This is a genomic window from Kluyvera intermedia (assembly GCF_034424175.1).
Classification (GTDB): Bacteria; Pseudomonadota; Gammaproteobacteria; order Enterobacterales; family Enterobacteriaceae; genus Kluyvera; species Kluyvera intermedia.
This window is the reverse complement of the sequence record NZ_CP139986.1, coordinates 2811136-2837770: the sequence shown is the minus strand read 5'-3', so window position 1 is coordinate 2837770 and position 26635 is coordinate 2811136. Positions and strand designations below refer to the sequence as shown.

The window sequence follows — 26635 nt, the reverse complement described above, 5'->3', positions numbered from 1 at the left end:
TTTACCTCTCAAATAACATAAAGGCGGGCGCTGGTAACAGCGACCCGGTACCCTATGAGCATCTCTCTGAAAACAAAGCTAAGTTACGGGTTCGGTGCATTTGGTAAGGATTTCGCCATCGGCATCGTCTACATGTATCTGATGTATTACTACACCGATGTTGTGGGCTTGTCGGTCGGTGTGGTGGGGTCGCTGTTTCTGGTGGCGAAAATCTGGAACGCGTTCAACGACCCGATCATGGGCTGGGTGGTGAACGCTACGCGAACGCGATGGGGTAAATTTAAACCGTGGATCCTGCTCGGCACGCTGTTGAACTCGCTGGTGCTGTTTTTACTGTTCAGTGCCCATCTATTTGAAGGCACCACGCAGGTGGTATTCGTCTGCATCACCTACATCTTGTGGGGTACGACCTATACCTTGATGGATATTCCCTTCTGGTCGCTGGTGCCCACCATTACCCTCGATAAGCAAGAACGCGAACAGTTGGTACCTTTCCCGCGCTTTTTTGCAAGCCTTGCCGGGTTTGTCACCGCGGGCATCACGCTGCCGTTTGTGAATTGGGTTGGCGGTGCGGATCGTGGGTTTGGTTTTCAGATGTTCACGCTTATCCTGATTGCATTCTTTATTGCTTCAACCATCGTGACACTGCGAAACGTACAGGAGGTCTTCTCCTCAGACAGTGACGCGACGGCAGACAGCTCTCGGCTGTCGCTAAAATCTATACTCGCCCTGATTTACAAAAACGATCAGCTGACCTGCCTGCTGGGCATGGCGCTGTCTTATAACGTTGCTTCCAACATTATCACCGGTTTTGCGATTTACTATTTCACCTACGTGGTGGGTGATGCAGCGCTGTTCCCGTACTACCTGTCGTATGCCGGGGCGGCAAACCTGCTGACGCTGGTGCTGTTCCCAAGGCTTGCGAGAGCGATGTCGCGACGTATATTGTGGGCCGGAGCATCGTTGATGCCGATATTAAGCGGCGGTGTGTTGCTTTTTATGGCGCTGGCGGGATATCACAACCTCTTCCTTATCTGCCTTGCGGGCGTGTTCCTCAATATCGGTACCGCGCTGTTCTGGGTGCTTCAGGTGATCATGGTGGCGGATACTGTCGATTACGGCGAATACAAGTTTAATGTGCGCTGCGAAAGTATTGCCTACGCGGTACAAACGATGGTGGTGAAGGGCGGTTCAGCGTTTTCCGCCTTCTTTATCGCGGTGGTACTGGGGGTAATTGGCTATATTCCGAACGTCGCGCAGACTGCTGAAACTATCCTTGGAATGCAGTTCATTATGATTGCGCTGCCGACGCTGTTCTTCGCGATAACGCTGGTGCTCTACTTCCGCTATTACCGCTTGAATGGCGATATGTTGCGTAAAATTCAGATCCACCTGTTAGACAAATATCGCAAAGTGCCACAGCCAGCTCCGCTTTCGGACACTCCCGCGATACCTGTTGCGGCAGTCAGCGAAGTGAAGGTTTAACCATGGAGTGGATTTCGCTGATTGGCTTTCTGGCGGCAAGCCTGACCACGCTCTCGTTTTTACCTCAGGCGATTAAGGTGATTAGCACTCGCAATACCCAGGGGATATCCGGATTGATGTACGTGATGTTTGTTTGCGGACTGGTGATGTGGCTGATTTACGGGGTGATGATTGAAGATACTGCGGTCAGCATGGCGAACTTTTTAACCTTACTGTTCGCCTTGCCGATCCTGATTATCAAATTACGCCGGGGATAGGGAGTATTCCGAAGATTGCCGGATAGCGTCGCAAGCGCCTTGTCCAGCCTACGACGACTGTCCAGTAGGCCGGATAAGCGTTAGCGCCATCCGGCAGCTTTTAGCTGTCGGCAGTGCCAACGGGCCAGCACAATAACCGTTGTCAGCGCACCCAGCAGGGCGCAGAACATATCCGATTGGGTATCCCACGGGTCCCCCTGTGTGCCGAGAAAATCATCCGCGCCTTGCCCCATCGCCAGTGCCGCCCACCATTCGATAAGCTCATAGGTTGCGCTAATCGCCAGCGCCACGCAGCACACCAGAAACGCCAGCATTTTACGTCCACGGACGAACTGCCCACGTACCAGAATTTCACGCGCAGCCAGTGCCGGTACGAGCCCCTGGAAGAAGTGCCCCAGCTTGTCATACGGGTTACGGCTTAAATCCAGCCACGCTTGCACATCAAAGCCAATCGGCACCTTCGCGTAGGTGTACTGTCCACCGACCATCAAAATGATGGCGTGGAAGAAAATCAGTGTGTAGAGCAAAGGCGTCAGTGGATAACGTTTGGCCGTTAACAGCAGCAGGGGAATAAGGATAATGACTGGCGTCACTTCCATAAGCCAGGTGACTTTCTCGGCGGCATTAACGCCGGTATAAACCAGGAACAGCGCGAGCAGCAGCGCGCCAGCGGGTAAGAGCAGAGGGTTTAACGTGCGGATCATCATGAATTCGCAAATAAAGGGAAAACATCACTATTGCCCGTTGTGGCGAAAAATTCAATGTCCGTGTTGTATTGTCAGCCAATGTCAGGCTTGCGCTTACGGTTCAGTCATTTACCCATCCCGCATTCGCTTATATACTCGTGCTTCTGCTATCAGCAACCAGACGGATTACATGTACCAACCTGTCGCATTATTTATTGGCCTGCGTTATATGCGTGGGCGAGCAGCGGACCGTTTCGGTCGCTTTGTTTCCTGGCTGTCGACTATCGGCATTACGCTTGGCGTAATGGCGCTGGTTACCGTCCTTTCGGTGATGAACGGCTTTGAACGCGAGCTGCAAAACAACATCCTGGGGCTGATGCCGCAGGCCATTCTTAGCGCCGATCAAGGCTCGCTGAACCCACAAAAATTCCCGGAACAGAGCGTTAAATTGCAAGGCGTGACGCGCGTTGCGCCGCTGACTACCGGCGATGTGGTGCTGCAAAGCGCGCGCAGCGTCTCGGTCGGCGTGATGCTGGGGATTGACCCTGCGCAAAAGGATCCGCTGACGCCGTACCTCGTTAACGTTAAACAAACGGACCTCGTGGCCGGAAAGTATAACGTTATCCTCGGCGAGCAGTTAGCCGGGCAGCTTGGCGTCAATCGCGGCGATCAAATTCGCGTGATGGTCCCGTCCGCCAGCCAGTTCACCCCGATGGGGCGTCTGCCTAGCCAGCGCTTGTTTACGGTCATTGGCACCTTTGCAGCGAGCAGTGAAGTCGACGGCTACCAGATGCTGGCGAATATTCAGGACGCGTCGCGCCTGATGCTCTACCCGCTGGGCAACATTACCGGCTGGCGTCTGTGGCTGGATAAGCCGTTGCAGGTCGATACGCTCAGCCAGCAAACCCTTCCCGAAGGGACGAAATGGCAGGACTGGCGCGAGCGTAAAGGCGAGCTGTTCCAGGCCGTGCGCATGGAAAAGAACATGATGGGCCTGTTGCTGAGCCTGATCGTCGCCGTGGCGGCGTTTAACATCATCACCTCGCTGGGGCTGATGGTGATGGAGAAGCAGGGCGAAGTCGCCATTTTGCAAACCCAGGGGCTGACGCCGCGCCAAATCCTCACCGTCTTTATGGTGCAAGGGGCCAGCGCCGGGGTGATTGGGGCGCTGCTGGGCGCGGTACTTGGCGTATTGCTCGCCAGCCAGCTCAATAATTTAATGCCGATTATCGGCGCGTTCCTCGACGGTGCGGCATTACCGGTCGCTATCGAGCCGCTGCAGGTTATCGTGATTGCGCTGGTGGCGATGGCCCTGGCGCTGCTGTCAACGCTGTACCCTTCCTGGCGCGCTGCCGCCACCCAACCCGCTGAGGCTTTACGTTATGAATAAGATCCTGTTGCAATGCGACAACCTGTGCAAACGCTATCAGGAAGGCAATGTGCAAACTGATGTTTTGCATGATGTCAGCTTCAGCATTGGCGAAGGCGAGACCATGGCGATTGTTGGCACATCCGGCTCCGGTAAAAGTACGCTGTTACACCTGCTGGGTGGGCTGGACACGCCAACTTCCGGCGACGTAATTTTTAGCGGTCAGCCGATGAGCAAACTCTCCTCAGCGGCGAAAGCCGAGCTGCGTAATCAGAAACTCGGCTTTATTTATCAGTTCCACCATCTGCTGCCGGATTTTACCGCGCTGGAAAACGTGGCAATGCCGCTGCTGATTGGCAAAAAGAAAACCGCTGAAATCAACGAGCGGGCGCTGGCAATGCTCAAAGCCGTGGGACTTGATCACCGTGCAAAACATCGCCCGTCGGAGCTTTCAGGCGGCGAACGTCAGCGCGTGGCAATCGCCCGTGCGCTGGTCAATAACCCGCGTCTGGTGCTGGCGGATGAACCGACCGGTAACCTTGATGCCAAAAATGCCGACAGCATCTTCAAGTTGCTCGGTGAGCTGAACCAATCTCAGGGGACGGCGTTTTTAGTGGTCACTCACGACCTGCAACTCGCCAAACGGATGGGACGCCAGCTGGAAATGCGCGACGGTCATTTGAGCGCTGAACTGACCCTGATGGGAGCGCAGTAATGGCCCCGTCGCTTTCGTTACTGATTGGCCTGCGTTTTAGTCGCGGGCGTCGGCGCGGCGGCATGGTGTCGCTGATTTCGATTATTTCCACGGTGGGTATCGCGCTGGGCGTGGCGGTACTGATCATAGGCCTCAGCGCCATGAACGGTTTCGAGCGCGAGCTCAATAACCGTATTCTGGCGGTCGTTCCTCACGGCGAAATCGAAGCGGTTAATCAACCGTGGAATAACTGGCGCACAATATTACCCAAAGTCGAAGCGGTGAAGGGCATTGAAGCCGCAGCCCCGTACATCAACTTTACCGGTCTGGTGGAGAGCGGCAGTAATCTGCGGGCCATCCAGGTGAAAGGCGTCGATCCTAAGCAGGAAATGAAACTCAGTGCGCTGCCAGGCTTTGTGCAGGGTGATGCATGGGCCAATTTTAAGGCGGGCGAGCAGCAGATCATCCTGGGTAAAGGCGTGGCGGATGCGCTGAAGGTGAAAGCCGGCGGTTGGGTATCGATTATGATCCCGAATTCCAACCCGGAACATAAGCTGTTGCAGCCTAAGCGCGTGCGTCTGCACGTGGTCGGTATTTTGCAGTTGAGCGGTCAGCTCGACCACAGCTTTGCCATGATCCCGATGACGGATGCCCAGCAATATCTGGATATGGGGGAGAGCATCTCCGGTATTGCCATCAAAGTGAACGACGTATTTAACGCCAACAAGCTGGTGCGTGACGCCGGTGAGGTGACCAATAATTACGTGTACATCAAGAGCTGGATTGGTACCTACGGCTATATGTACCGCGACATTCAGATGATTCGCGCCATCATGTATCTGGCGATGGTGCTGGTTATCGGCGTGGCCTGTTTTAATATCGTTTCGACGCTGGTGATGGCGGTTAAAGACAAAAGTAGCGATATTGCGGTGCTGCGCACATTGGGTGCAAAAGACGGGCTGATACGCGCCATTTTCGTATGGTATGGTTTATTGGCCGGTCTGTTTGGCAGCCTGTGTGGTGCGGTTATCGGTGTGTTGGGTTCCCTGTATCTGACCCACATTATCAATTGGATTGAAAAACTTATTGGTCACCAGTTCTTATCTGGCGACATTTATTTTATCGACTTCTTGCCGTCTGAATTGCACTGGCTGGATGTCGTTTACGTGCTGGTCACGGCACTGTTGCTGAGTCTGCTGGCAAGCTGGTATCCCGCCCGCCGCGCCAGCCGAATTGACCCTGCGAGGGTGCTGAGTGGCCAGTAATTTGACGTCCTGACCGCGGGGCTTTGCTGCTGCGCGTGTCAGTTAGAGGAATGAACAATGATGCATTATGGATTTGACATTGGCGGCAGCAAAATCGCGCTGGGCGTATTTGATACATCGCGCCAGCTTCAGTGGGAAAAGCGGATCCCGACCCCGAAAGAGAGTTATGACGCCTTTCTGGAAGCGGTTATCGGGCTGGTGGTGGAAGCCGACGAGCGTTTTCAGTGTCGGGGTACGGTAGGTATCGGCATCCCTGGTATGCCGGAAACACAGGGCGGTTTGTTGTATGCCGCGAACGTCCCAGCGGCGTCTGGCAAACCGCTGCGTGCAGATTTAAGCCGCCTGCTGGATAGGAATGTGCGTCTGGATAACGACGCCAACTGTTTTGCCATCTCCGAAGCGTGGGATGACGAATTCACCCAATATCCGCTGGTGATGGGGCTCATTCTGGGCACCGGCGTCGGTGGCGGTATTGTGCAAAACGGTAAATCAATTACCGGTCACAGTTATATTACCGGCGAGTTTGGTCATATTCGCCTGCCGGTTGATGCGCTGGAAGTGGTGGGGCGCGATTTCCCGCTCACCCGCTGCGGCTGCGGTCAGCTCGGCTGTATCGAAAACTATTTGTCCGGTCGTGGGTTTGCCTGGCTGTATAACCATTTTTACCAGCAGTCGCTTACCTCGCCGGAAATCGTTGCCCTTTGGCAGCAGGGAGACGCTAACGCCCTTGAACATGTCGAGCGTTACCTTGATCTGCTGGCCGTGTGCCTGGGCAATATTCTGACCATTGTCGACCCAGATTTGGTGGTGCTCGGCGGTGGGTTATCTAATTTTTCAGCGATCGCCGATGGACTAGCGCACCGCTTGCCGCGCCACTTGTTACCTGTAGCCCGACCACCGCGTATTGAACGCGCGCGGCACGGTGATGCAGGGGGAATGCGCGGCGCGGCGTTCCTTCATCTCACCAACTAACATGGAGTCGATATGCAGTCGCGCCGCTTACATCGATTGAGCCGTTTTCGTCGGAATAAACGTCAGCTGCGCCAGCGTCTTCGCCAGCGTACATTTTTCGCGGACAGAGCTATGTCAGATAAGACAGAAAAACCGAGGGTACTGGTACTTACCGGGGCCGGCATTTCGGCTGAGTCAGGGATCCGGACTTTCCGTGCGGCCGATGGGTTATGGGAAGAGCACAAAGTTGAGGACGTTGCGACGCCGGAAGGCTACGCACGCGATCCGGTGTTGGTGCAAAACTTCTATAACGAGCGCCGTCGTCAGTTGCAGCAGCCGGAGATTGCGCCCAATGCAGCGCATCTTGCGCTCGCCAGGCTTGAAGAGGCGCTTGGCGACCACTTTATGCTGGTGACGCAGAATATCGATAACCTGCACGAGCGCGCGGGCAATAACAACGTGCTGCATATGCACGGTGAGCTGCTGAAGGTGCGCTGTACCCAAAGTGGTCAGGTGTTTGACTGGCCCGGTGAACTGTCCGTCGACGAACGCTGCCACTGCTGTCAGTTCCCGGCGCCGTTGCGACCGCATATCGTCTGGTTTGGTGAAATGCCGTTTGAGATGGACAACATCTATCTGGCGCTGTCGATGGCGGATATTTTTATCGCCATTGGCACCTCCGGGCACGTCTATCCGGCGGCCGGTTTCGTCCACGAAGCTAAACTGCACGGTGCGCATACCGTTGAGCTGAATCTCGAACCCAGCCAGGTTGGCAGCGAGTTCGAAGAGAAACATTACGGTCTGGCCAGTGAAGTGGTGCCTGCTTTTGTTGAAAATCTCTTGAACGATCTGAAGTGATTTATGAACGGTAGGCCTGATGGCGGCGTAAATGCCTTATCCGGCCTACCGTTTATTGAACTGCAACCAACTTATCGCCCGGCTTTTAGCTTCTGATAATACTCTTCATACAGCGTGCTGGTGCTGCCCACATCATTCTGCCATTCACCATTTTTAATCGTTTCGGCGTCAGGGTAGAGCGATTTATCGTTAGCGACATCCGGGCTTAACAGCTTACGTGCGGCAAGGTTTGGCGTTGGGTAACCGACGGTTTCCGCCACCTCTTTTGCTACGTCTGGACGCAGTAAGAAGTTAATCAACTTCAGCGCACCTTCTTTGTTTTTGGCGTTTGCCGGAATTGAAAGGCTGTCCATCCAGAAAATACCACCTTCTTTCGGCCATACCACTTGCAGCGGCGCACCGGCCTGACGGGCAACGAACGCCGAACCGTTCCACACCATCCCCAGATTGACTTCACCTTCCAGATACGGGTTGGCTGGGTTATCAGAGTTGAATGCCGCGACGTTTGGCATCAGTTTTCGCAATTCCTGATAAGCCGCCTCAATCTCTTTTGGATCGGTGGTGTTACCAGAATATCCCAGTTTGCGTAAAGCAATCTGGAACACTTCGCGCGCATCATCGGTTAATAACAGGCTGCCTTTGTATTCCGGTTTCCATAAATCGGCCCAGCTCGTCACCGTTTTCGGGTCAATGACGTCGCTGTTTACGCCAATGGCCGTCGCACCCCAGATATACGGAATAGAGTAGTCATTGTTGGGATCAAAGGGCTTATTCAGCATCTCAGGGTCGAGGTTGCCAAAATTGGTCAACTGAGTTTTATCAATTTTCTGGATCATCCCTTCTTTGCGCATTTTGTCGACAAAGTAAGTGGATGGCACGACCAGATCGTAAGCCCCGGTTTTATAGGTTTTGAGCTTGGCATACATGGTTTCATTCGACTCGTAAGTCGAATAGATAACCTTGATCCCCGTCTCTTTGGTGAACTGTTCAAGCAGCCCCGGCGGCACATACTCTGTCCAGTTGTAGAAGTAGAGCGTCTTGCTGTCGTCCGCGTGGGCGGCACCCATGGTGAGTGCTAAAGCGCCTGCCGCGAGCAGGTGGCGTGACCATTTCATCATTTTACGTCCCCTGAGGTTAGTGCCTGACGTTCAGGCTCTTTGTTTTATCACGTGCAATTAATTGGCTGATAACGACCATCAACAGTGACAGTACCAGTAAAATTGTGGCAAGCGCATTCACTTCAGGTGATACGCCGACTTTCACCATTGAGTAGATTTTAAGCGGTAAAATTTCATAGCCAGGGCCGGTCACAAAAGAGGAGACCACGACATCATCCATCGACAGCGTAAAGCTCAACAACCAACCGGCAGCCACAGCGGGCATCGCCAGAGGCAGAATGATTTTACGCAAAATGGTGAACTCACTGGCGCCGAGATCTTTTGCTGCTTCCAGCATCCGCACATCAAAGCCTTTTAGCCGCGAGTAGACGGTGACCACCACAAACGGCAGGCAGAAGGTGATGTGCGAAAACAGCAGCGACCAGAAGCCAAGTTCAATACCCAGCAACATAAACAGCACCAACAAGGAAATCGCCATCACAATATCCGGCGACATCATCACCACAAACAGCATGCCGCTAACGAACGGTTTGCCACGAAAACGGTAGCGGTAAAGGGCCACGGCGGTCAGTGAGCCAATCAATGTCGCGGCAGTGGCTGAGAAAATGGCCATCGTCAGCGAGTGCTGGGCCGCTTGTAGCAGGCTGTCGTTATTCATCAGCAGGCTGTACCACTTAGTGGTGAAGCCTTGCCAGTTGATGCCAAAGCGTGAGCTGTTAAACGAGTTCACGATTAAAATGATAATCGGAATATAGAGATACGCATAAATGGCGGACATAAACCCGCCGCGCAGCAGTTTGCCTATCATTCCAGTTCCACCTTTTTATTCAGCAGTCGCGAAGCTCGCCAGTACACCAGCAGCATTAGCCCCATCACCACCGTCAGCGTAATGCTGGTGGCCGCACCGAATGGCCAATCGCGGATATTCAGGAACTGGCTCTTAATCACGTTACCAATCAGCAGGTTTTTCGCGCCGCCCATCAGGTCAGAAACGTAGAAAAGACCCATGGCGGGAAGCATCACCAGCAGACATCCGGCGATAATTCCCGGCATGGTCAATGGAAGAATAATGCGGATAAAGGTCTGGAATTTGTTCGCCCCAAGATCTTTTGCCGCCTCAAGCAACGGTTTATCGAGCTTCTCAATGCTGGAATACAGTGGCATCACCATAAACGGCAGCAGGATATACACCAGACCGATGATCACCGCGCTCGGGGTAAACATGATGCGGATTGGCGTATCAATCACGCCCAACCACAGCAAAAACTCATTGAGATAACCTTTGGTGCTGAGGAAAATTTTCAACCCATAGATGCGAATCAGAGAGTTCGTCCAGAAAGGCACAATCAACAAAAACAGCAGGAGCGGACGCACCTTTTGCGGCAGGCGTGCGAGAAACCAGGCAAACGGATAGCCCAGAACAAGACACGCCAGGGTGGCGATAATCGCCATATTCAGCGAGTGCAGTAACACCTCGGCGTACAGCGGGTCGAGCAGCCGGGCGTAGTTATCCAGGGTAAAGACCATCTGGACAAAATTGGCATCGTCGCGCGTCAGGAAACTGGTGACGATGATCATCAGGTTGGGCAGGAATACAAACAACACAAGCCAACCGACGATGGTGGCAATCACCATGTTCTGGAACTTACTTGTGCTCTTCATCAGCCAGTACGACCTCCCAGCTTTCAACCCAATTAATGGCCATCTTCTGGTCAAGAGAATGGTCAAAATCCGGGTCATCTTCATTGAAAAATTCGCTGACGATGACCATTTTGCCGTTTTCCAGCTCAACCACCGACTCAAGGGTCATTCCTTTATAGTTACGTTCGCGTACGTAACCAATCAGCCCTTCGACTTCAACGCCATCGTGAATTTCATCTACGCGCAGATCTTCAGGGCGTAAAAGTACGTTGAGTTTCTGGCCTGGCGTGACCGGGAAGGTGACGTCGATATTGCATTCGCGGCCTTCAACATGGGCGCGGACGCGCAGGTTGTCGAGTCGTTCAATGACCGTGGCGCTGAAGATATTGATCTCGCCGATAAAGCTTGCGACAAACAAATTCTTCGGCTCTTCGTAGATCTCACGCGGCGTGCCGTCTTGCTCGATTTTGCCATCGCGCATCACCACAATGCGATCAGACATGGTCAGTGCCTCTTCCTGATCGTGCGTAACGAACACGAAAGTGATCCCCAGCTTACGCTGCAACGCTTTTAACTCGTTTTGCATCTGCTTTCGCAGCTTATAGTCGAGCGCGGAGAGGGACTCATCTAACAGTAGCAGACTGGGTTTATTGACCACCGCACGCGCAATCGCCACGCGCTGTTGTTGACCGCCGGAGAGCTGGTGCGGTTTACGTTGGGCAAACTCTTCTAATTGCACCATGCGCAGCGCATCGTTGACGCGCGGGGTGATGTCGCTGGCGGGCGTTTTTTGCATACGCAGGCCGAAGGCAACGTTGTCAAAAACCGTCATATGGGGGAACAGCGCGTAGCTCTGGAAGACCGTGTTGACGTGGCGATTTTCAGCAGGCACCTGAGTGATGTCCTGATTTTCCAGATGAATATGTCCGGCGTCGACACTTTCCAGACCGGCAATAAGGCGAAGAACGGTTGTTTTACCGCAACCGGAGGGGCCAAGCAGCGTAAGAAACTCGCCGTTGTTAATGGTCAAATCCAGATCCGAAATGACCGTTTTTCCATCGAAGTCCTTGCGAATCCCCACTAGTTGCACCAGCGGTGACAGCGAACGCGATTTTGTATTCAATTTATTACTCTGTCCCATGTAAACGCATCGGAAAGCGTGTCGATGCGGGGTTTGTGGTCAACCACCTTTAGACGTTTAGAGGTCTGAAATGTATTAATAAGGGCTGGCATTCTACGGCAAACGATACCTAATCGCCAATCGTTGTCTAAGCTACGTGTATGTATCTCATGCTATTAGATACCGTATCACGAAAAAAAGTCACCTTTGCCGGGCTAAAAGTGACCTGACGCAATATTTGTCTTTTCTCGCTTATTGATAATGTTGTCACAAAAAGAGAGGGTGGCTACATGGATAAATTGCTCGAACGTTTTTTGCAGTACGTTTCTCTGGACACGCAATCGAAGTCTGGTGTGCGCCAGGTACCGAGTACCGAGGGACAATGGAAGCTGTTGAACCTGCTCAAAGAACAGTTAGAAACAATGGGACTGGTCAACGTGACTCTGAGCGAGAAGGGTACGTTGATGGGTACATTGCCTGCCAACGTCAGCGGCGATATCCCGGCGATTGGATTTATTTCCCATGTGGATACCGCGCCTGATTTCAGCGGTAAAAACGTCAACCCACAAATTGTTGAAAACTACCGCGGTGGCGATATTGCGCTGGGTATTGGCGACGAAGTGCTGTCACCGGTCATGTTCCCGGTATTGCATCAACTGCTCGGTCAGACGCTAATCACCACCGACGGCAAAACGCTGTTGGGTGCCGATGACAAAGCGGGGATTGCTGAAATCATGACCGCACTGGCGGTGATGAAAGAAAAAGATGTGCCGCATGGTGATATTCGAGTGGCCTTTACGCCGGATGAAGAGGTCGGTAAGGGCGCGAAACATTTTGATGTTGCTGCCTTTAACGCGCAGTGGGCCTACACCATCGACGGTGGTGGCGTGGGCGAGCTGGAATATGAAAACTTCAACGCCGCTTCCGTCACTATCAAGATTGTCGGCAATAACGTACACCCTGGTACGGCGAAAGGAGTGATGGTCAATGCGCTATCGCTGGCCGCGCGTATTCATGCGGAAGTGCCTGCAGATGAAAGTCCGGAAAAAACCGAAGGTTATGAAGGTTTTTATCATCTGACCAGCATGAAAGGCTCGGTGGATCGTGCAGAAATGCACTACATCGTGCGTGATTTTGACCGTAAGCAGTTTGAAGCGCGTAAGCGCAAAATGATGGAAATCGCCAAGAAGGTCGGCAAGGGGCTACACCCGGATTGTTATATTGAGCTGATTATTGAAGACAGCTACTACAACATGCGGGAAAAGGTGGCCGATCATCCTTATATTCTGGATATCGCCCAGCAGGCGATGCGTGACTGTCATATCGAACCTGAGCTGAAGCCGATTCGCGGCGGCACCGATGGTGCGCAGTTGTCATTTATGGGACTGCCATGCCCGAACATTTTCACTGGCGGCTATAACTACCACGGCAAGCACGAGTTTGTGACCCTGGAAGGAATGGAGAAGGCGGTGCAGGTGATTGTGCGAATTGCCGAATTGACGGCGAAACGAGAGCGGTAAGATCAGATATAACCCCGGCGGCGCTGCGCTTGGCCGGGCTACATTGTGCATATTTGTAGCCCGGCCAAGCGCAGCGCCGCCGGGAAACCTCGATGTTTACTCGGCGAAGAACCAATACCCACAGCTCACCAGCACCGTAAGCATCGCCGGGCCACATTGTGCATATTTGTAGATACTGTGAGCATCGGCAACCATTTTTACTTACCGTTATTCTTTCCAGTGGCCGGATGACAGGCACACCTAAGACAGCACCTTCTGGTGCTGTCTTTTTCTTCCCGGGGCCATTACCTCCCTACGCTACCGCTATTCCATGTTGTGACGCATCGAACGGCTTCCCTGACTTCAACACGCCATACGCCACCTGCGCCAGCTTGCGCATCATCGCCCCTATTATCACTTTCGGGCGCTTTCCATTACCTTCCAGTCTCTTTCCGAACGCTTTTCCCCACGTCGTGTGATACAGCGCTGACATCGCGGGCATATATAATGCTCTGCGCAACTGAACCGGACCCGCTTTACTCATCCGGCTCGTCCGCATCACGCTGCTCCCCGATTCATGCTGTTTCAGCGTCAGCCCGGCATACGCGGCGAACTGTCTCGCCGTGTCGAACTTCAGCTTCAGCCCCGTGTACGCCAGCAGAACCGCCGCCGTTTTCTCACCGATGCCCGGGATACTGTTCAGCAGCTTCCGCCTTTGCTTCATATCCGGGTCATTATCCGTCAGCTCTTTTATCTGTTTTTCGATACGCTTCAGTTCAGCGCTCAGGCATTCCTGGAGCACATCAATGCTTGCCAGCTGGACCTCAGGGGCGGTTTCCTGACGGTTTTTCTCCTGCGTCTGCATCTCTGTCAGCGCCTGATGCCGTAATACCAGCGCTTTCAGCGCCCGCTCTGTCGGGTGCGGAGCCTCCCATGCCGACGGGCGTTTCTCCCGGCAGAAATGCGCCAGCATACGGGCATCGACTTTGTCGGTTTTACTGCGCAACCCTTCACTACGGGCAAAGGCGGCACTCAGGGCGGGGTTGATAATGGAGACGGTGAAGCCGGCATCACTCAGATACGCGGCAGCATTTTCCATGTAGGTACTGGTGGACTCCATGCAGACATGAGCATGGTTCACATCATGGCTGCGAAGCCAGCGGACAAGTTCTTCATGCCCGGGGGACGTATTGTCGAATTTTTTACCGCGATGTCGGCCATCGGGGCGCAGGATATCAACATCGAGCTTAGCTTTGGCAACATCAATGCCGATGAAGTAGAGTTCATTTTCCATAGTGAAACCAACCTTGCGAATGCGGGTTACCGGTGAAAGCCGGTCCATGATACTGTCCGGTTTGTCACATAAGAAAGAACGGCAGTCCGGTGCAAAGATCCACGGAACAGGCGCAAAAGCCTAAGCCCGGCCACGGCATCCGGACTGCCATCAGAGAGAACTGGCCGGTTCTTTCTGATGGAGTCATCATACAAGCCCGGCCAAGCGCAGCGCCGCCGGGAAACCTCGATGTTTATTCGGCGAAGAACCAATACCCGCTGTTCACCAGCGCCGCGAGCGTGGCCGGGCTACATTGTGCATATTTGTAGCCCGGCCAAGCGCAGCGCCGCCGGGAAACCTCGATGTTTACTCAGCGAAGAACCAGTACCCACTGTTCACCAGTGCCGCCAACATCGCCAGGAACGACGGATCGTCAAGAGCTTCACCAAAGTGCTGGCTTTCTAACATGATGCTTCCCGCCATCGCATCGAGCGCCTGACGGTGCGGAGAGTCAACTTTCTCGCCGTTGACAAAGAAATCATCACCGATACGAATCACTCGCAGGCCGCCAAGGCGTTGCAGCATGTCACCTTGTTGCAGCGCATCGTAAATTTCATCAGGCTGATACGGTGGCTCTGGTGGCGCTATATCCAGCTCATGTCGAGATTGACTGATAAACTCGCCCAACCACTGCTGGAAATGCTCCGGTTGCCCAATTAACTCCAGCATCATCCCCCGCAGACGCTCCACCTCTTCAGGCAGCAAATCCGCTGGATGATCACGCGACGGGACATCCGGGTCACTATAGTGCTGGTTTCCCAGATCTCGCTGCAACACATAGTCAGCGAAACCGCTAATCAATTCGCGGCTATTCGGTGAACGGAAACCGACAGAATAGTTCAGCGAGTTTTCCAGCGCATAGCCTTCGTGCGGGAAACCTGGTGGGATATAGAGGATATCGCCGGGTTCCATCTCTTCGTCGATGATGGCTTCGAACGGGGCGACCTGTAACAAGTCGGGATGTGGACAGTGCTGCTTGAGCGCGGTCTTCTCACCGACACGCCAGCGACGACGACCGGTGCCCTGAATAATAAAGACGTCATACTGATCAAGATGCGGGCCTACGCCGCCACCGGGAACAGAGAAGGAGATCATCAGATCGTCCAGACGCCAGTCGGGCAGGGAGCGGAAGGGGCGCATCAGCGCGCTGGAAGGTTCGTGCCAATGGTCCACGGCCTGAACCAGCAGCGACCAGTTGCTTTCGCCCAGATGGTCGTAACTTTCAAATGGGCCATGTTTGACCTGCCATGCCCCGTCAAGGTGGCTCACCAGTCGGCTATCCACCTCATTTTCCATCGCCAGACCGGCCAGTTCATCCGGTGAAATCGGGTCAATAAAGTTGGCAAACCCGCGTTTTAGCACGACCGGACGTTTTTGCCAGTAGCGCGCCATAAAATCGGGCCAGTTCAGCGTTAAGTGATATTCCATATTAATATTTCCGCAGCAGGTGTATGACCGGATTATACCTTCTTATTCACAAAACTACCCTGCTGCGGCAACACTATTTACCCTTCGTGACCATCCAGATCCTGGTGACTAAAGATAACCTCCATTTTTGCCCCGCCGAGCAGGCTATCATGGGTAACAATTCGTCCGTCGTACTGCTCAACGATATCGCGCACGACGGCAAGCCCTACGCCTTGACCTGGACGCAGCGTATCGATGCGCTGGCCCCTATCAAAGACGATATCGCGCTTACCCTGCGGAATCCCGGGGCCGTCATCTTCGACGATGATATGCAGGTCATTGCCATTCTGGCGGGCGGAAACCTCCACAAATTCAAGACAATACTTACAAGCGTTGTCCAGAAGATTGCCCATGACTTCCATAAAATCGTTTTTCTCGCCGACGAAAACGATCTCTGGTGAGATATCCAGCGTGATATTGACCCCTTTAAGCTGATAGACCTTGTTGAGCGCGGAGATCAGACTGTCCAGCAGCGGGGCTACCGGATGCAATTCACGGCTCAGTAATGTGCTATCAGTGCGCATACTGGCGCGGTGCAGATAGTAGCCAATCTGCTGCGAGATACGACTAATCTGCTCAAGCATCACCGGCTCGGCCTCGCTAACGGTAATTTGTTCGCTACGCAGCGAGCGCAGTGAACTTTGTAAAACCGCCAACGGCGTTTTAAGGCTGTGTGTCAGATCGGTCAGCGTCGTCCGGTATTTGTCGTAGCGTTCACGTTCACTTTTGAGCAACCGATTCAGGTTACGTACCAGGCTCGTCAGTTCGCGCGTTGTCTCTGGATTCAAATGCTCGCGATGATGTTCCTCCAACTCCCGCACCTCACGCGTGAGCGCGGCGATGGGGCGAAGACTCCAGTGCGCGGCGACCCAAAGCAGCGGGATGACGAGCAATAGATTGGCGACCAGCACATAAGAGAACCAGTTCCAGACCATATAGGAACGTTTGAGCTCAATGGGGATGGTATCGACGACCACAATGACCATGGCGGGCATCAGACGGGTAGCTGGATAACTGTTGACGGCGACCGAATGTGTCATCTCTGAATCATCGCCCTGGTTACGCATTTCCGTGAGCTCTTTTTGGATCTCATGATCGGTTTCCAATAGCGAACTGGTCGAGTCAACGTCGGCCTCGATTTCATAAAAACCGTTGCCTTTAAGCCAGTCTGGGCTGATGCGCTTAACGAGCCAGGGCAGATCTTTTTGCTGCCATAACAGCTTACCTTGAGCGTCATAAATCAGCGCCACCGTCGGGCTTTGCATGCTCAGGTTGTCGGGAATTTCAACGCTAAGCTTATTGTTTTCCCATTTTGATAAGGTATAGAAGAGGTTACTTTCGCCGCGCAGCAGGCGAAATGTCGTTTTATCGAAGCTAACGCTATACCCGACCAGCGCCACCATCCCGTAGGAGAGGGACAGGACGATAACCACGGCGGCTGTCGCCAACAGAAAACGCACCCGCAGCGACAGCGGAAAAATATGCCGACGAAGATTTTTCATGCGCGCAATTCAAATAAATAACCCTGGCCACGCACGGTAATGATCACGTCGTGAGGATATTGAGCCTGAATTTTTTTACGCAATCGCCCCATCAGAACATCAATAGTATGGCTTTCGCGTAATTCGGCATCAGGGTACAACTGCAACATCAGCGCATCTTTACTGACAACTTTACCGTTGTTACGAATCAATGTTTCCATAATGGTGTATTCAAACGCGGTGAGTTTTATCACCTCGTCATTAATGGAAAGCTCGCGGCGTGAGAGGTCAACCTGGAATGGCGGTAAGGAGATAATTTGCGAGGCGTGTCCGCTATTACGGCGCATCAGTGCCTGCATTCGCGCAGAAACTTCTTCAATATGGAATGGTTTGGTGACGTAGTCGTCGGCGCCTGCGCTCAGCACTTCGACTTTATCCTGCCAGCCTTCCCGTGCGGTAAGCACGAGAATAGGCAGTGAAATATCATGGCTACGCCAGCGACGAATCAGCGATGAGCCGTCTTCATCCGGCAGGCCTAAGTCAACGATAGCGATATCGGGAACGTGTTCTCCGAGGTAATAATCCGCTTCCTTCGCATCTTCTGCGGCATCTACCTGATGGCCCATATCCTGGAGCTGTACTTTCAGGTGATGACGTAACAGAGCGTTATCCTCTACGACGAGTACGCGCATACTGTATCTCCATTTGATTAATAACATGAATATATTAACGCCGATTATGGCTTTGTGGAGATAAACATTAATTAAATTGCCGGGAGTTTCCCCTCCTTCAGGACGAAGGAGGGGGAAGTGCAGGTTATTTCAACTCATCAACCATAGTGATAGCACGACCAATATAGTTAGCTGGCGTCATGGCTTTAAGACGGGTTTTCTCGTCTTCTGGCAGCGCCAGACCATCGATAAACTGCTTCATCCCTTCAGCGTCAACGCGCTTGCCACGGGTCAGTTCTTTGAGTTTTTCGTATGGCTTCTCAATGCCGTATCGACGCATCACGGTTTGAATCGGCTCAGCCAGAACTTCCCAGTTATGGTCCAGCTCATCCAGTAGACGATCGCGGTTCACTTCCAGTTTACTCACACCTTTCAGGGTGGACTGATAAGCGATCAACGCATAGCCGATACCTACACCCAGGTTACGCAAGACGGTAGAATCGGTCAGGTCGCGCTGCCAGCGGGAAACCGGCAGTTTGCTGGCCAGATGCTGCAGAAGTGCGTTGGACAGTCCCAGGTTGCCTTCGGAGTTTTCGAAGTCGATTGGGTTAACTTTATGCGGCATGGTGGAAGAACCAATTTCACCGGCAATGGTTTTCTGTTTGAAGTGGTTCAGTGCAACATAACCCCAGACATCGCGATCGAAGTCGATAAGAATGGTGTTGAAGCGGGCGATGCAGTCAAACAGTTCGGCGATATAATCGTGCGGCTCGATCTGCGTGGTGTACGGGTTCCACTGAATGCCCAAAGAGGTGACGAATTCTTCGCTGAACTGGTGCCAGTCAACATCCGGGTAAGCGGCGATGTGGGCGTTATAGTTACCGACCGCACCGTTGATTTTACCCAGAATTTCAACCTGCTCTAACTGACGGAACTGGCGTTCCATACGGTAGGCGACGTTTGCCATCTCTTTACCGATGGTTGACGGCGTAGCCGGTTGACCATGGGTACGGGAGAGCAGTGGGATATCGCGATACTGCACTGCCAAATCTTTAATCGCATCGATAACTTTACGCCAGTATGGCAGTACCACTTCCTCGCGAGCGGTTTTCAGCATCAGCGCGTGGGACAAGTTATTGATGTCCTCTGAAGTACAGGCGAAGTGGATAAACTCGGACACGGCGTGCAGCTCTGGCACTGATGCGACTTTTTCTTTCAGGAAATACTCAACAGCCTTCACATCGTGGTTAGTGGTGCGCTCGATAGTTTTGATTCGGGCAGCATCTTCTTCATTGAAGTTAGCCACGATGCTATCAAGGTAACCGTTTGCGTCGGCAGCAAAAGCAGGAACTTCCTTGACGGCTGCGTGTGCGGCCAGCTTTTGCAGCCAGCGTACTTCGACTTGTACACGGAATTTCAGCAAACCATATTCGCTGAAAATCCCGCGCAGCGCGCTGACTTTATCGCCGTAGCGTCCATCGACAGGGGAAACGGCGGTCAGTGAGGATAATTCCATAGATCATAACTCCGGGGTTAAATGAGCAAGAATTTGTTTTGCCTGAGTGGTCAGGCGATTACGAGAGAACATCAGCTGCAGACGACCACCACCCACCTGGTGCCACAGTACCGCCGCGCGGATACCTGCCAGTAACGAGGCGCGAACTTTCGCTTGCACCTGTGGGCTTTGCAGCACGGCCGGGGAGCCGGTGACCTGAATGCGTGGGCCGAGCGGGCTAATTACATCAACGTAAATTCCCGCCATGGCGCTGAGCAGCGTTTCTGACTGCAAATCAAAATGATCGAGCTGACGCTGTAAGCCATTAATTTGGTTCCCGAGCGTATCCATCGCCCCTTTGGCGGCGGCAAGTTTACGTTGAAGCACCATTAAACTCAGCGTGTAGCGAGTGAGTTCAGCATTCAGACCCTGACGGCTGCTGGCATTCAACACGGCAAGCAAAGTTTCAAGGCCGAGACGAAGATTGGCTTCACTGCCACCGAAAACGCCCAGCGCAGAGTCTGGGTTGAGATCGATAACGCTGTTTAGCGAAACGTGTAACGCGTCGCTGTCACAGTGGCCTTGATGGGCCAGTTGCTGCACCAGACGGGCGGACTGGCAGATGCCAGCCAGCGCCAGGGTGATGTCATAATAATTCTTCGCCACGCTCACTCCTTGTTGGCGCCTGACAAACGTCGCAACGTCTGACAGGCTACGTTAAACCTCCGCCGCGGCGGGGTCACGTTGCTAATTATGGTTAGGCTACCGGCAGCGGCAAGCGCTGCTCAATGACGCCGCCGCCCAGGCAAATTTCACCGTTATAGAATACGGCGGACTGCCCTGGGGTTACGGCGGCAACAGGTTCATCAAAGCGAACCTCAATACGTTCTGCGTCCAGTGCGGTCACCGTGCAAGGGATATCCGTCTGGCGATAGCGGGTTTTGACGGTGCAGCGGAAAGTGCCGGTCACCGGTACGCGGTCAACCCAATGCAACTGCTGAGCAATCAGCCCAACCGACATCAGGCGCGGGTGATCGTGACCTTGAGCCACAACCAGAATGTTGTTCTCAACATCTTTATCCACCACGTACCATGGATCTTCACTTCCTTCTTTGACACCGCCGATGCCAAGACCTTTGCGCTGACCCAGAGTGTGGTACATCAACCCCTGATGGGTGCCGATTTCATCACCGTCAACGGTGATGATTTTGCCCGGCTGTGCAGGCAGATAACGGCCAAGGAATTCACGGAATTTTCGCTCGCCGATAAAACAGATACCGGTGGAGTCTTTTTTCTTCGCGGTGATGAGATCCAGCTCTTCGGCGATTTTACGCACCTGCGGCTTCTCAAGCTCACCCACCGGGAACAGGCTTTGAGCGACCTGATCGTGACCCAACGTATAAAGGAAATAACTCTGATCTTTATTCCCGTCGAGACCACGCAGGAGCTGGCTCTTACCGTTAACATCGGCGCGACGCACATAGTGCCCGGTGGCGATATAATCGGCGCCGAGGTCTTCGGCAGCAAACTCAAGGAAGGCTTTAAATTTGATCTCTTTGTTGCACAGGATATCCGGGTTCGGCGTACGGCCGGCTTTGTACTCTTCTAAGAAGAGCTCAAACACGTTATCCCAGTATTCAGCGGCGAAGTTCACCGTATGCAGCTCAATACCGAGCTTATCGCATACCGCTTGTGCATCAGCAAGATCGGCCGCAGCAGTGCAGTATTCCTCGCCATCGTCTTCCTCCCAGTTCTTCATGAACAGGCCCTCTACCTTATAGCCTTGTTGCAGCAACAAGTAGGCGGAAACGGAGGAATCAACACCGCCGGACATGCCGACGATCACTTTTTTCTGGCTTTCTGACATTGGAATACTCACGACATTGGACTTCAAGGCGGCATATTCTATCACGCAGCCTTTTACTTGACACCCTCTGTAAACGGCCAGTTAAATTCGCCGATAAGCGACAGTGGGTAACGGGCATCTTGCTGATAGCTGCGAATGCTTTCGGCAACCAGCGCAGAACGCAGATTCTTCGCGTTGAGAATTTCCTCAGCGGTGACCCACAAGCAGCGGTCTATATCGCTGTCGTGCGGCTCAGTGGCGCACATTTCGCTAAGCTCAATAACAAACAGAAAGCGCAGGAAAGGGGTTTTGTCTGGAGCAATCCACTGATGGAGTCGGAGAAAATGCTGTGGCGTTGCGTGAATTCCGGTCTCTTCCCACAGTTCACGACGAGCGGCTTGCACAAGCGTTTCATCAGCCTCCAGATGGCCCGCAGGCTGGTTCCACAGTGCTTTATTGTTAATGGTCTCTTCAACAACCAGGAATTTGCCTTGTGCGTGAACCAGGCAGGCGACGGTGACATGGGGTTTGAACATGCGGCATCCTTATCAGGTGAATAAATGAATAGATGATAAGGATATAAAGAAGAGGAGGGCGAAATCAAACTGGTGTCGATGTTTGCCAGCTCTGCTGCAAAATAATGCCTTTGCTGTCACTTAGCGTCACGGTAATTTGTGTCCATTCGCCGTGGGGGATATCCAGCGTCATGCTGGCCAGTTGCAGCGGTTGCTTTCCTTTGATCATGATTTCGCCGCTCTGGCTACTATTGCTCTGCCCGGATTGGCCTTGATGCACGACGTTAATCGTCAACCGACAGTGGCAGTCATCAAGAAGCGTTGCCATCGGGCTGACTACAAGGGTGCTTGCGTGCTGTTCGGTTTCAAACCAGAGCTGGTTGCTAAGCGCCGCGGCAATAAGCAGAAGGTGCATCGCTATTCCTCGTGCGAGAAGGAAAATCAGCCGGATGAGAATTCATCCGGCTGTACCTATTAATGCTGGACGATAGTCGAGCTGTTACCGGTGCCGTAGCCTTGCTGAACAACGGCCAGAGCACGGTCATGGCCTTGTTCTACGCTGCTGTAGTTAAAGCCGCCAACCTGGGAAACCAGAATAGCTGAGCCATCCCCATATTGCTGATTAACGTAAGATTTGTTGCCGAGATCGGATTGCGCGACATCAACAATGTTGTTTGAACCTGCCTGACTGACGCTGGAAAGGTTAGAACCGCCACTCTGAGATACGTTGGTTGAGTTCTTGGTGCCGGATTGTGTTACGCCTGAGGTGTTGTAATTGCCGCTTTGTGCGACGACTACAGCATTACCCGAGCCGGATTGATTGACACCGGATGCATTACCGATCCCGCTCTGAGTCACGCCAATTGAGCTGGTGGTTCCGCTCTGCGTTGCGTTTGATTGGTTACCCCAGCCGCTTTGATCAAGCGTAATGGAGCTTCTGGTCGCATTCTGAGTGACCGTTGAGCTGCCATAGTTGCCTGTCTGGTGTACATCAATCACAGACAACGATGAGTTGTTCTGGTTGACGTAAGAACCGTTGCCTGTGCCTGGTTGATAAACATGGATAACCTCATCCCATCTTCCGCTCTGCGGTACGACGGGGGTTTTGGCTGTAATGGTTGGTAGATGCGGGATCGTGACGCCAGAACCACCGCCTCCACCACCTGGAGGATAACCGCCACCACCGCCAGGAGAGTGACCGCCGCCCCCTCCGGTTGCCAGGGCTACACCAGACGTTAACAACGATGACAAAATAACAATTTTCCACGTTTTCATGAAGATACCCCATAGGTTTAGAGATTGATAACCAGTAAAAACACTAATTTTGGGTAATACGAATTGCCATGCCAGCTGAGTTCTGCACAACTCCCGCGTTGCGGTTTGTGCCCGTTTGATTAATCTGCGTGAGGTTATTTCTACCTTTATCAATAACTACCGCAGTATTATCAAAACCGGTTTGCGTAATATCCGCGTCGTTAGCGATACCAGCCTGAACGAGATAAACCGTGTTGTTCGTTCCTGACTGGTTCACCGAGGCGTTATTGCCGCGGCCATATTGAGCAAGCGCTGCACGGTTATTAAATCCATTCTGATTTAATAAGGCCGAGTTATGCTCGCCGTTTTGTGATATTGCAGCAACGCTATGACCCCCAGACTGGTTAATAGCGGCAATATTATTATTGCCCTGCTGACCTGTGATTGCGGTCATATCGTAGCCTCGTGATAATCTATCCAGGACTGAAAATTCAGAACCGGCTAAATCACTACCTGCCGAAGCAAGACATGAATATCCCAATATGGCTATTAATAAATAACAACGTTTCATAATTTCACCTTGATTTAACCTGCGGTTAAAGTCAGGAGTTAAATCAGCCATGCCATAACTACAAGGTTAATATTGGATGAATCTGATTTCTGGATTGAGTATGTCTGCCCAGAGCGATGATGTTTTTCACCCAGATGATGTATTTTGAATTTAGGACTCGGGGAAAAGTATGAGTTTTAGCGGGTGATGATCATTGAATGTTAAGGATTAGGATTCATTTTTGGTTGATATTATTTTTACAGCAGATTTTTTACTGGAAAAGTTTACACCTACCCTGCAGGCCACTATCCATCACTCCATGGTTGGAAGGGAAAATTTACGCTTGTTGTTTTTTTGCTACGAAAGGGAGATATAACCTGGATTTCGTAGGTGGCATAAGCACATACGAAAATGAGTAATACATAATTTAAAAATAAAAAGTAGATATAAAACAAAGAGAAATACATCGCCCTCTGTAATAAAATGACATCACTCTGTTACATTTTGACACACAAATAACCCTTGCGCTAAAAATATCAAAGTCTAGATTGAACAGTATTGCAGCACTTTGGAAGTCGAAATCTTATTGAATAGGATTCGCTCCCCTTATTGTCATACTTATTAATCAGCAACTACACAGAACAGCAGCCCTTTCTGATATGTATTATTAATATGTGCCAGAAAGGGGCCGCATTCCCAGCAGCAAGTGGATGGGGTTTACATAATGCCGACAGATAAAGATCCGGTAAATAATGATATTTTACTGTTAATAACAAGGCCTTCGTTACAAGCGACCGCGCTTGTTCATCAACTAAAAAATGCACTCGCGATTAACGTTAAGATACAGAATATTCAAAAAATGCTGGAGCCAGTGGAATCCGAACGCATACTGGCATTGGTTGATTTAAGTGAGTTTGAGAAGAAAAGAACCCTGCAGTGGCAAAATGAACTACGCCGTCTTCATGGTAAAGTGAAGGTTCTGCTGTTTAATGTTCCTGAAGACTACTCTTTCCGCGAAGTAGAACTTTGGACTGATATTAGTGCCGTATTCAACCTTTCGGTTGACGAGCACACATTAATCGAAGGGATTCGAAATGTATTAAAAGGTGGCTGCCACTTCCCTCATGATCTTACTAGCTATCTTATTAATCAGTCTGGAAATTACCGCTATCATGATGATACCAGCGGCCTGACGCAAAGAGAGAAAGATATTCTCAATAAACTCAGGATTGGTGCATCGAATGTTGAAATAGCGCGTTTGCTATTTATTAGCGAAAACACCGTTAAAACCCATTTATATAATCTTTTTAGAAAGATAGAAGTAAAAAACAGGACGCAGGCCGTTACCTGGGCTAACGAAAACCTCAGGCGATAAATATGAAACATCACCTCTGTATAATAGTTTCAGTCATGATGCTATTGGTTTCGCACACCAGTATTTCTGCTGAAATTGAAGTGCCAGGACTCGTGACGGATAACACGATTACCCGTATTGGTCATGATTTCTATCGTGAATTTACTGACCATTGGGAAGAAGAGTACCCTGGCTCAATTACGATTAATGAACGTCCCAGCGCCCGTTGGGGTAGTTGGATCATTATAAAGGTTGATCAGGATTTATTGTATCAGACTTTTTTATACCCCAATAAAAGGGACTTCGATAAACAAGTGAATATCGCTTTGGCCTCAGTGTATGAATCTTTGCAAAAAAGAGCCATCAACAAAGCGTTATTAAATACTGGTGATTTAACCCACGACGAATTCTAGGAGTGTACGATGAAAGTGCTTTCTTTGATTCTTGGTATGAGTTTGTTGTCTACCGCTGCCCAGGCAGGGAACATGACCTTCCAGTTTGTTAACCCTAACTTTGGCGGCAACCCCAATAACGGTTCTTTTTTACTGTCGCAGGCTAATGCGCAAAATTCCTATAAAGACCCAGATGCTTATGACTGGAATAGTACGTCTTCGACACCCTCGGCGCTGGATAACTTTACCTCTGCTATTCAATCCCAACTACTTGGAAACTTAATGGGGAATATCTCAACCGGGAAACCAGGGCGTCTCGTTACCAAAGATTTTATTGTGGATATCAAAAATACTGATGGGCAGCTCATGATGAATATTCTTGACCGCACCACAGGGAAATCGTCGACCATCCAGGTGGATGGACTCAGTAGTATTTCATCGAATTAAAGCGTGGCGAGATACTGACATGAAAAAGATAACTGGCGTAGTGGCTATTCTTATTAGCCTGTTCATGCTGACAGGTTGCATTACCTCTGCACCCAAAGAAGCGGCAAAACCAACGTTGTTGCCGCGTTCGCAGAGCTATCAGGATCTAACGCATCTGCCACCACCGGTGGGGAAACTGTTTGTCTCGGTCTACAACATTCAGGATGAAACCGGGCAGTTCAAGCCCTATCCTGCCAGTAACTTTTCAACGTCAGTACCGCAAAGTGCCACGGCTATGTTGGTTTCCGCTTTGAAAGATTCAAACTGGTTCACGCCGTTAGAACGCCAGGGTCTGCAAAATCTGCTTAACGAACGCAAAATTATCCGCGCCGCGCAGGAAAATGGCACGGTCTCGGACAATAACCGTGGGCCGCTCCCTTCACTTGTCGCGGCGAATATTCTGATTGAAGGGTCGATAATCGGTTATGAGAGCAATGTGAAATCCGGTGGGGCAGGGGCGCGGTACTTTGGTATCGGGGCCAGCACGCAATACCAACTCGATCAGATTGCGGTTAACTTACGTGTGGTCAATGTTAGCACCGGTGAAGTGCTATCCTCGGTTAATACCAGCAAAACGATTCTCTCTTATGAATTCCAGGCAGGGGTATTCCGCTACATTGATTACCAGCGCCTGCTGGAAGGGGAAATTGGCTACACGGTGAATGAACCGGTGATGCTGTGCCTGATGTCGGCTATTGAAACCGGCGTTATCTACCTGGTAAACGATGGGATCTCGCGCAATCTGTGGCAGCTTAAAAACGCCTCCGACGTCAACTCACCGGTACTGGAAAAATATAAGAGCATCATTGTCCCAGATATCTCTTAACCCGCAGCGGCGGATGAGTGCG

Annotated in this window: 28 protein-coding genes; 12 read left to right on the top strand and 16 right to left on the bottom strand. The window is 51.8% G+C overall.

Annotation, left to right across the window (positions count from 1 at the left end):
• The first annotated feature begins 54 nt into the window (after positions 1–54).
• Complete coding sequence (gene melB, locus U0026_RS13790) at positions 55–1485, top strand: melibiose:sodium transporter MelB (protein ID WP_062777870.1); 1431 nt, start codon at positions 55–57, stop codon at positions 1483–1485.
• A 2-nt stretch (positions 1486–1487) separates the two neighbouring features.
• The gene (locus U0026_RS13785) at positions 1488–1742 is read left to right on the top strand and encodes a SemiSWEET transporter (protein ID WP_062777868.1); all 255 of its coding nucleotides are present in this window, start codon (positions 1488–1490) and stop codon (positions 1740–1742) included.
• Positions 1743–1822: 80 nt separating this feature from the next.
• On the opposite strand, the gene U0026_RS13780 is transcribed toward U0026_RS13785, so the two are convergent.
• The gene (locus tag U0026_RS13780) at positions 1823–2446 is read right to left on the bottom strand and encodes a DUF2238 domain-containing protein (protein ID WP_062777980.1); all 624 of its coding nucleotides are present in this window, start codon (positions 2444–2446) and stop codon (positions 1823–1825) included.
• 172 nt (positions 2447–2618) lie between these two features.
• On the opposite strand from U0026_RS13780, the gene lolC reads away from it, so the two are divergent.
• From lolC to cobB, 5 genes are read left to right on the top strand one after another with little or no spacing between them, the layout of a single operon-like run.
• Positions 2619–3818: a lipoprotein-releasing ABC transporter permease subunit LolC gene (gene lolC / locus U0026_RS13775; protein ID WP_062777866.1), complete on the top strand. Its 1200-nt coding sequence runs from the start codon at positions 2619–2621 to the stop codon at positions 3816–3818.
• Complete coding sequence (lolD, locus tag U0026_RS13770) at positions 3811–4512, top strand: lipoprotein-releasing ABC transporter ATP-binding protein LolD (RefSeq protein ID WP_062777864.1); 702 nt, start codon at positions 3811–3813, stop codon at positions 4510–4512. Before lolC ends, lolD begins: the two co-directional genes overlap by 8 nt.
• Entirely contained in the window at positions 4512–5756 is a 1245-nt protein-coding gene (gene lolE / locus U0026_RS13765) for a lipoprotein-releasing ABC transporter permease subunit LolE (protein WP_062777862.1), read from the top strand. The genes lolD and lolE overlap by 1 nt, the downstream gene beginning before the upstream one ends.
• Positions 5757–5816: 60 nt before the next feature.
• Positions 5817–6728 (top strand): N-acetylglucosamine kinase, encoded by a 912-nt coding sequence (gene nagK / locus U0026_RS13760; RefSeq protein WP_062777978.1) that lies wholly within the window; start codon positions 5817–5819, stop codon positions 6726–6728.
• 12 nt (positions 6729–6740) lie between these two features.
• Positions 6741–7565, top strand: coding sequence for a Sir2 family NAD+-dependent deacetylase (cobB, locus tag U0026_RS13755; RefSeq protein WP_062777860.1), 825 nt, complete (start codon positions 6741–6743; stop codon positions 7563–7565).
• 71 nt (positions 7566–7636) lie between these two features.
• On the opposite strand, the gene potD is transcribed toward cobB, so the two are convergent.
• Genes potD through potA form a run of 4 tightly spaced genes read right to left on the bottom strand, consistent with a single transcriptional unit; the run spans position 7637 to position 11465 of the window.
• Entirely contained in the window at positions 7637–8683 is a 1047-nt protein-coding gene (gene potD, locus U0026_RS13750) for a spermidine/putrescine ABC transporter substrate-binding protein PotD (RefSeq protein WP_062777858.1), read from the bottom strand.
• Positions 8684–8699: 16 nt separating this feature from the next.
• The gene (gene potC / locus U0026_RS13745) at positions 8700–9491 is read right to left on the bottom strand and encodes a spermidine/putrescine ABC transporter permease PotC (RefSeq protein ID WP_062777857.1); all 792 of its coding nucleotides are present in this window, start codon (positions 9489–9491) and stop codon (positions 8700–8702) included.
• On the bottom strand, positions 9488–10345 hold the full coding sequence (gene potB, locus U0026_RS13740; protein ID WP_062777855.1) for a spermidine/putrescine ABC transporter permease PotB: 858 nt from the start codon (positions 10343–10345) through the stop codon (positions 9488–9490). The genes potC and potB overlap by 4 nt, the downstream gene beginning before the upstream one ends.
• Complete coding sequence (gene potA / locus U0026_RS13735; protein WP_062777853.1) at positions 10329–11465, bottom strand: spermidine/putrescine ABC transporter ATP-binding protein PotA; 1137 nt, start codon at positions 11463–11465, stop codon at positions 10329–10331. Before potA ends, potB begins: the two co-directional genes overlap by 17 nt.
• 269 nt (positions 11466–11734) lie before the next feature.
• Between potA and pepT the strand changes: the two genes are divergently transcribed.
• Positions 11735–12964 carry a peptidase T gene (gene pepT / locus U0026_RS13730; protein WP_062777851.1) on the top strand — a complete coding sequence of 410 codons (1230 nt, stop codon included), beginning with the start codon at positions 11735–11737 and terminating at the stop codon, positions 12962–12964.
• A gap of 292 nt (positions 12965–13256) precedes the next feature.
• Here the strand turns inward: pepT and U0026_RS13725 are convergent, their stop codons facing one another.
• The 11 genes from U0026_RS13725 to U0026_RS13675 all read right to left on the bottom strand — a co-directional run bounded on the left by U0026_RS13725 (position 13257) and on the right by U0026_RS13675 (position 23627).
• Positions 13257–14237, bottom strand: coding sequence for an IS110 family RNA-guided transposase (locus tag U0026_RS13725; protein ID WP_062774862.1), 981 nt, complete (start codon positions 14235–14237; stop codon positions 13257–13259).
• 345 nt (positions 14238–14582) lie between these two features.
• On the bottom strand, positions 14583–15704 hold the full coding sequence (locus U0026_RS13720) for a ribosomal protein uL16 3-hydroxylase (RefSeq protein WP_062774854.1): 1122 nt from the start codon (positions 15702–15704) through the stop codon (positions 14583–14585).
• 77 nt (positions 15705–15781) lie between these two features.
• Complete coding sequence (gene phoQ, locus U0026_RS13715; protein ID WP_062774852.1) at positions 15782–17245, bottom strand: two-component system sensor histidine kinase PhoQ; 1464 nt, start codon at positions 17243–17245, stop codon at positions 15782–15784.
• A complete protein-coding gene (gene phoP, locus U0026_RS13710) occupies positions 17242–17916 on the bottom strand; it encodes a two-component system response regulator PhoP (RefSeq protein ID WP_062774850.1) in 675 nt (224 codons plus the stop codon). Before phoP ends, phoQ begins: the two co-directional genes overlap by 4 nt.
• A 124-nt stretch (positions 17917–18040) precedes the next feature.
• Positions 18041–19411 carry an adenylosuccinate lyase gene (purB, locus tag U0026_RS13705; RefSeq protein ID WP_062774848.1) on the bottom strand — a complete coding sequence of 457 codons (1371 nt, stop codon included), beginning with the start codon at positions 19409–19411 and terminating at the stop codon, positions 18041–18043.
• A gap of 3 nt (positions 19412–19414) precedes the next feature.
• Positions 19415–20056, bottom strand: a complete 642-nt coding sequence (gene hflD, locus U0026_RS13700; RefSeq protein ID WP_062774846.1) for a high frequency lysogenization protein HflD — start codon at positions 20054–20056, stop codon at positions 19415–19417.
• Positions 20057–20147: 91 nt separating this feature from the next.
• Positions 20148–21257, bottom strand: a complete 1110-nt coding sequence (gene mnmA / locus U0026_RS13695; protein WP_062774844.1) for a tRNA 2-thiouridine(34) synthase MnmA — start codon at positions 21255–21257, stop codon at positions 20148–20150.
• Positions 21258–21310: 53 nt separating this feature from the next.
• On the bottom strand, positions 21311–21772 hold the full coding sequence (locus U0026_RS13690; protein ID WP_062774842.1) for an NUDIX domain-containing protein: 462 nt from the start codon (positions 21770–21772) through the stop codon (positions 21311–21313).
• Positions 21773–21836: 64 nt separating this feature from the next.
• Positions 21837–22166, bottom strand: coding sequence for a curli assembly chaperone CsgC (gene csgC / locus U0026_RS13685; protein WP_062774840.1), 330 nt, complete (start codon positions 22164–22166; stop codon positions 21837–21839).
• Positions 22167–22225: 59 nt separating this feature from the next.
• The gene (locus U0026_RS13680) at positions 22226–23026 is read right to left on the bottom strand and encodes a hypothetical protein (RefSeq protein WP_062774838.1); all 801 of its coding nucleotides are present in this window, start codon (positions 23024–23026) and stop codon (positions 22226–22228) included.
• A 43-nt stretch (positions 23027–23069) separates the two neighbouring features.
• Positions 23070–23627, bottom strand: a complete 558-nt coding sequence (locus U0026_RS13675; RefSeq protein ID WP_082806309.1) for a hypothetical protein — start codon at positions 23625–23627, stop codon at positions 23070–23072.
• A gap of 652 nt (positions 23628–24279) precedes the next feature.
• Between U0026_RS13675 and csgD the strand changes: the two genes are divergently transcribed.
• The 4 genes from csgD to csgG are packed head-to-tail and all read left to right on the top strand — an operon-like array spanning position 24280 to position 26613.
• On the top strand, positions 24280–24930 hold the full coding sequence (gene csgD, locus U0026_RS13670) for a biofilm master transcriptional regulator CsgD (protein WP_062774835.1): 651 nt from the start codon (positions 24280–24282) through the stop codon (positions 24928–24930).
• Positions 24931–24932: 2 nt separating this feature from the next.
• A complete protein-coding gene (gene csgE / locus U0026_RS13665) occupies positions 24933–25322 on the top strand; it encodes a curli production assembly/transport protein CsgE (protein ID WP_062774833.1) in 390 nt (129 codons plus the stop codon).
• 9 nt (positions 25323–25331) lie between these two features.
• Complete coding sequence (gene csgF, locus U0026_RS13660; protein ID WP_062774831.1) at positions 25332–25748, top strand: curli production assembly/transport protein CsgF; 417 nt, start codon at positions 25332–25334, stop codon at positions 25746–25748.
• Between the two features lie 19 nt (positions 25749–25767).
• Entirely contained in the window at positions 25768–26613 is an 846-nt protein-coding gene (csgG, locus tag U0026_RS13655; RefSeq protein ID WP_062774829.1) for a curli production assembly/transport protein CsgG, read from the top strand.
• Positions 26614–26635: the final 22 nt, after the last annotated feature.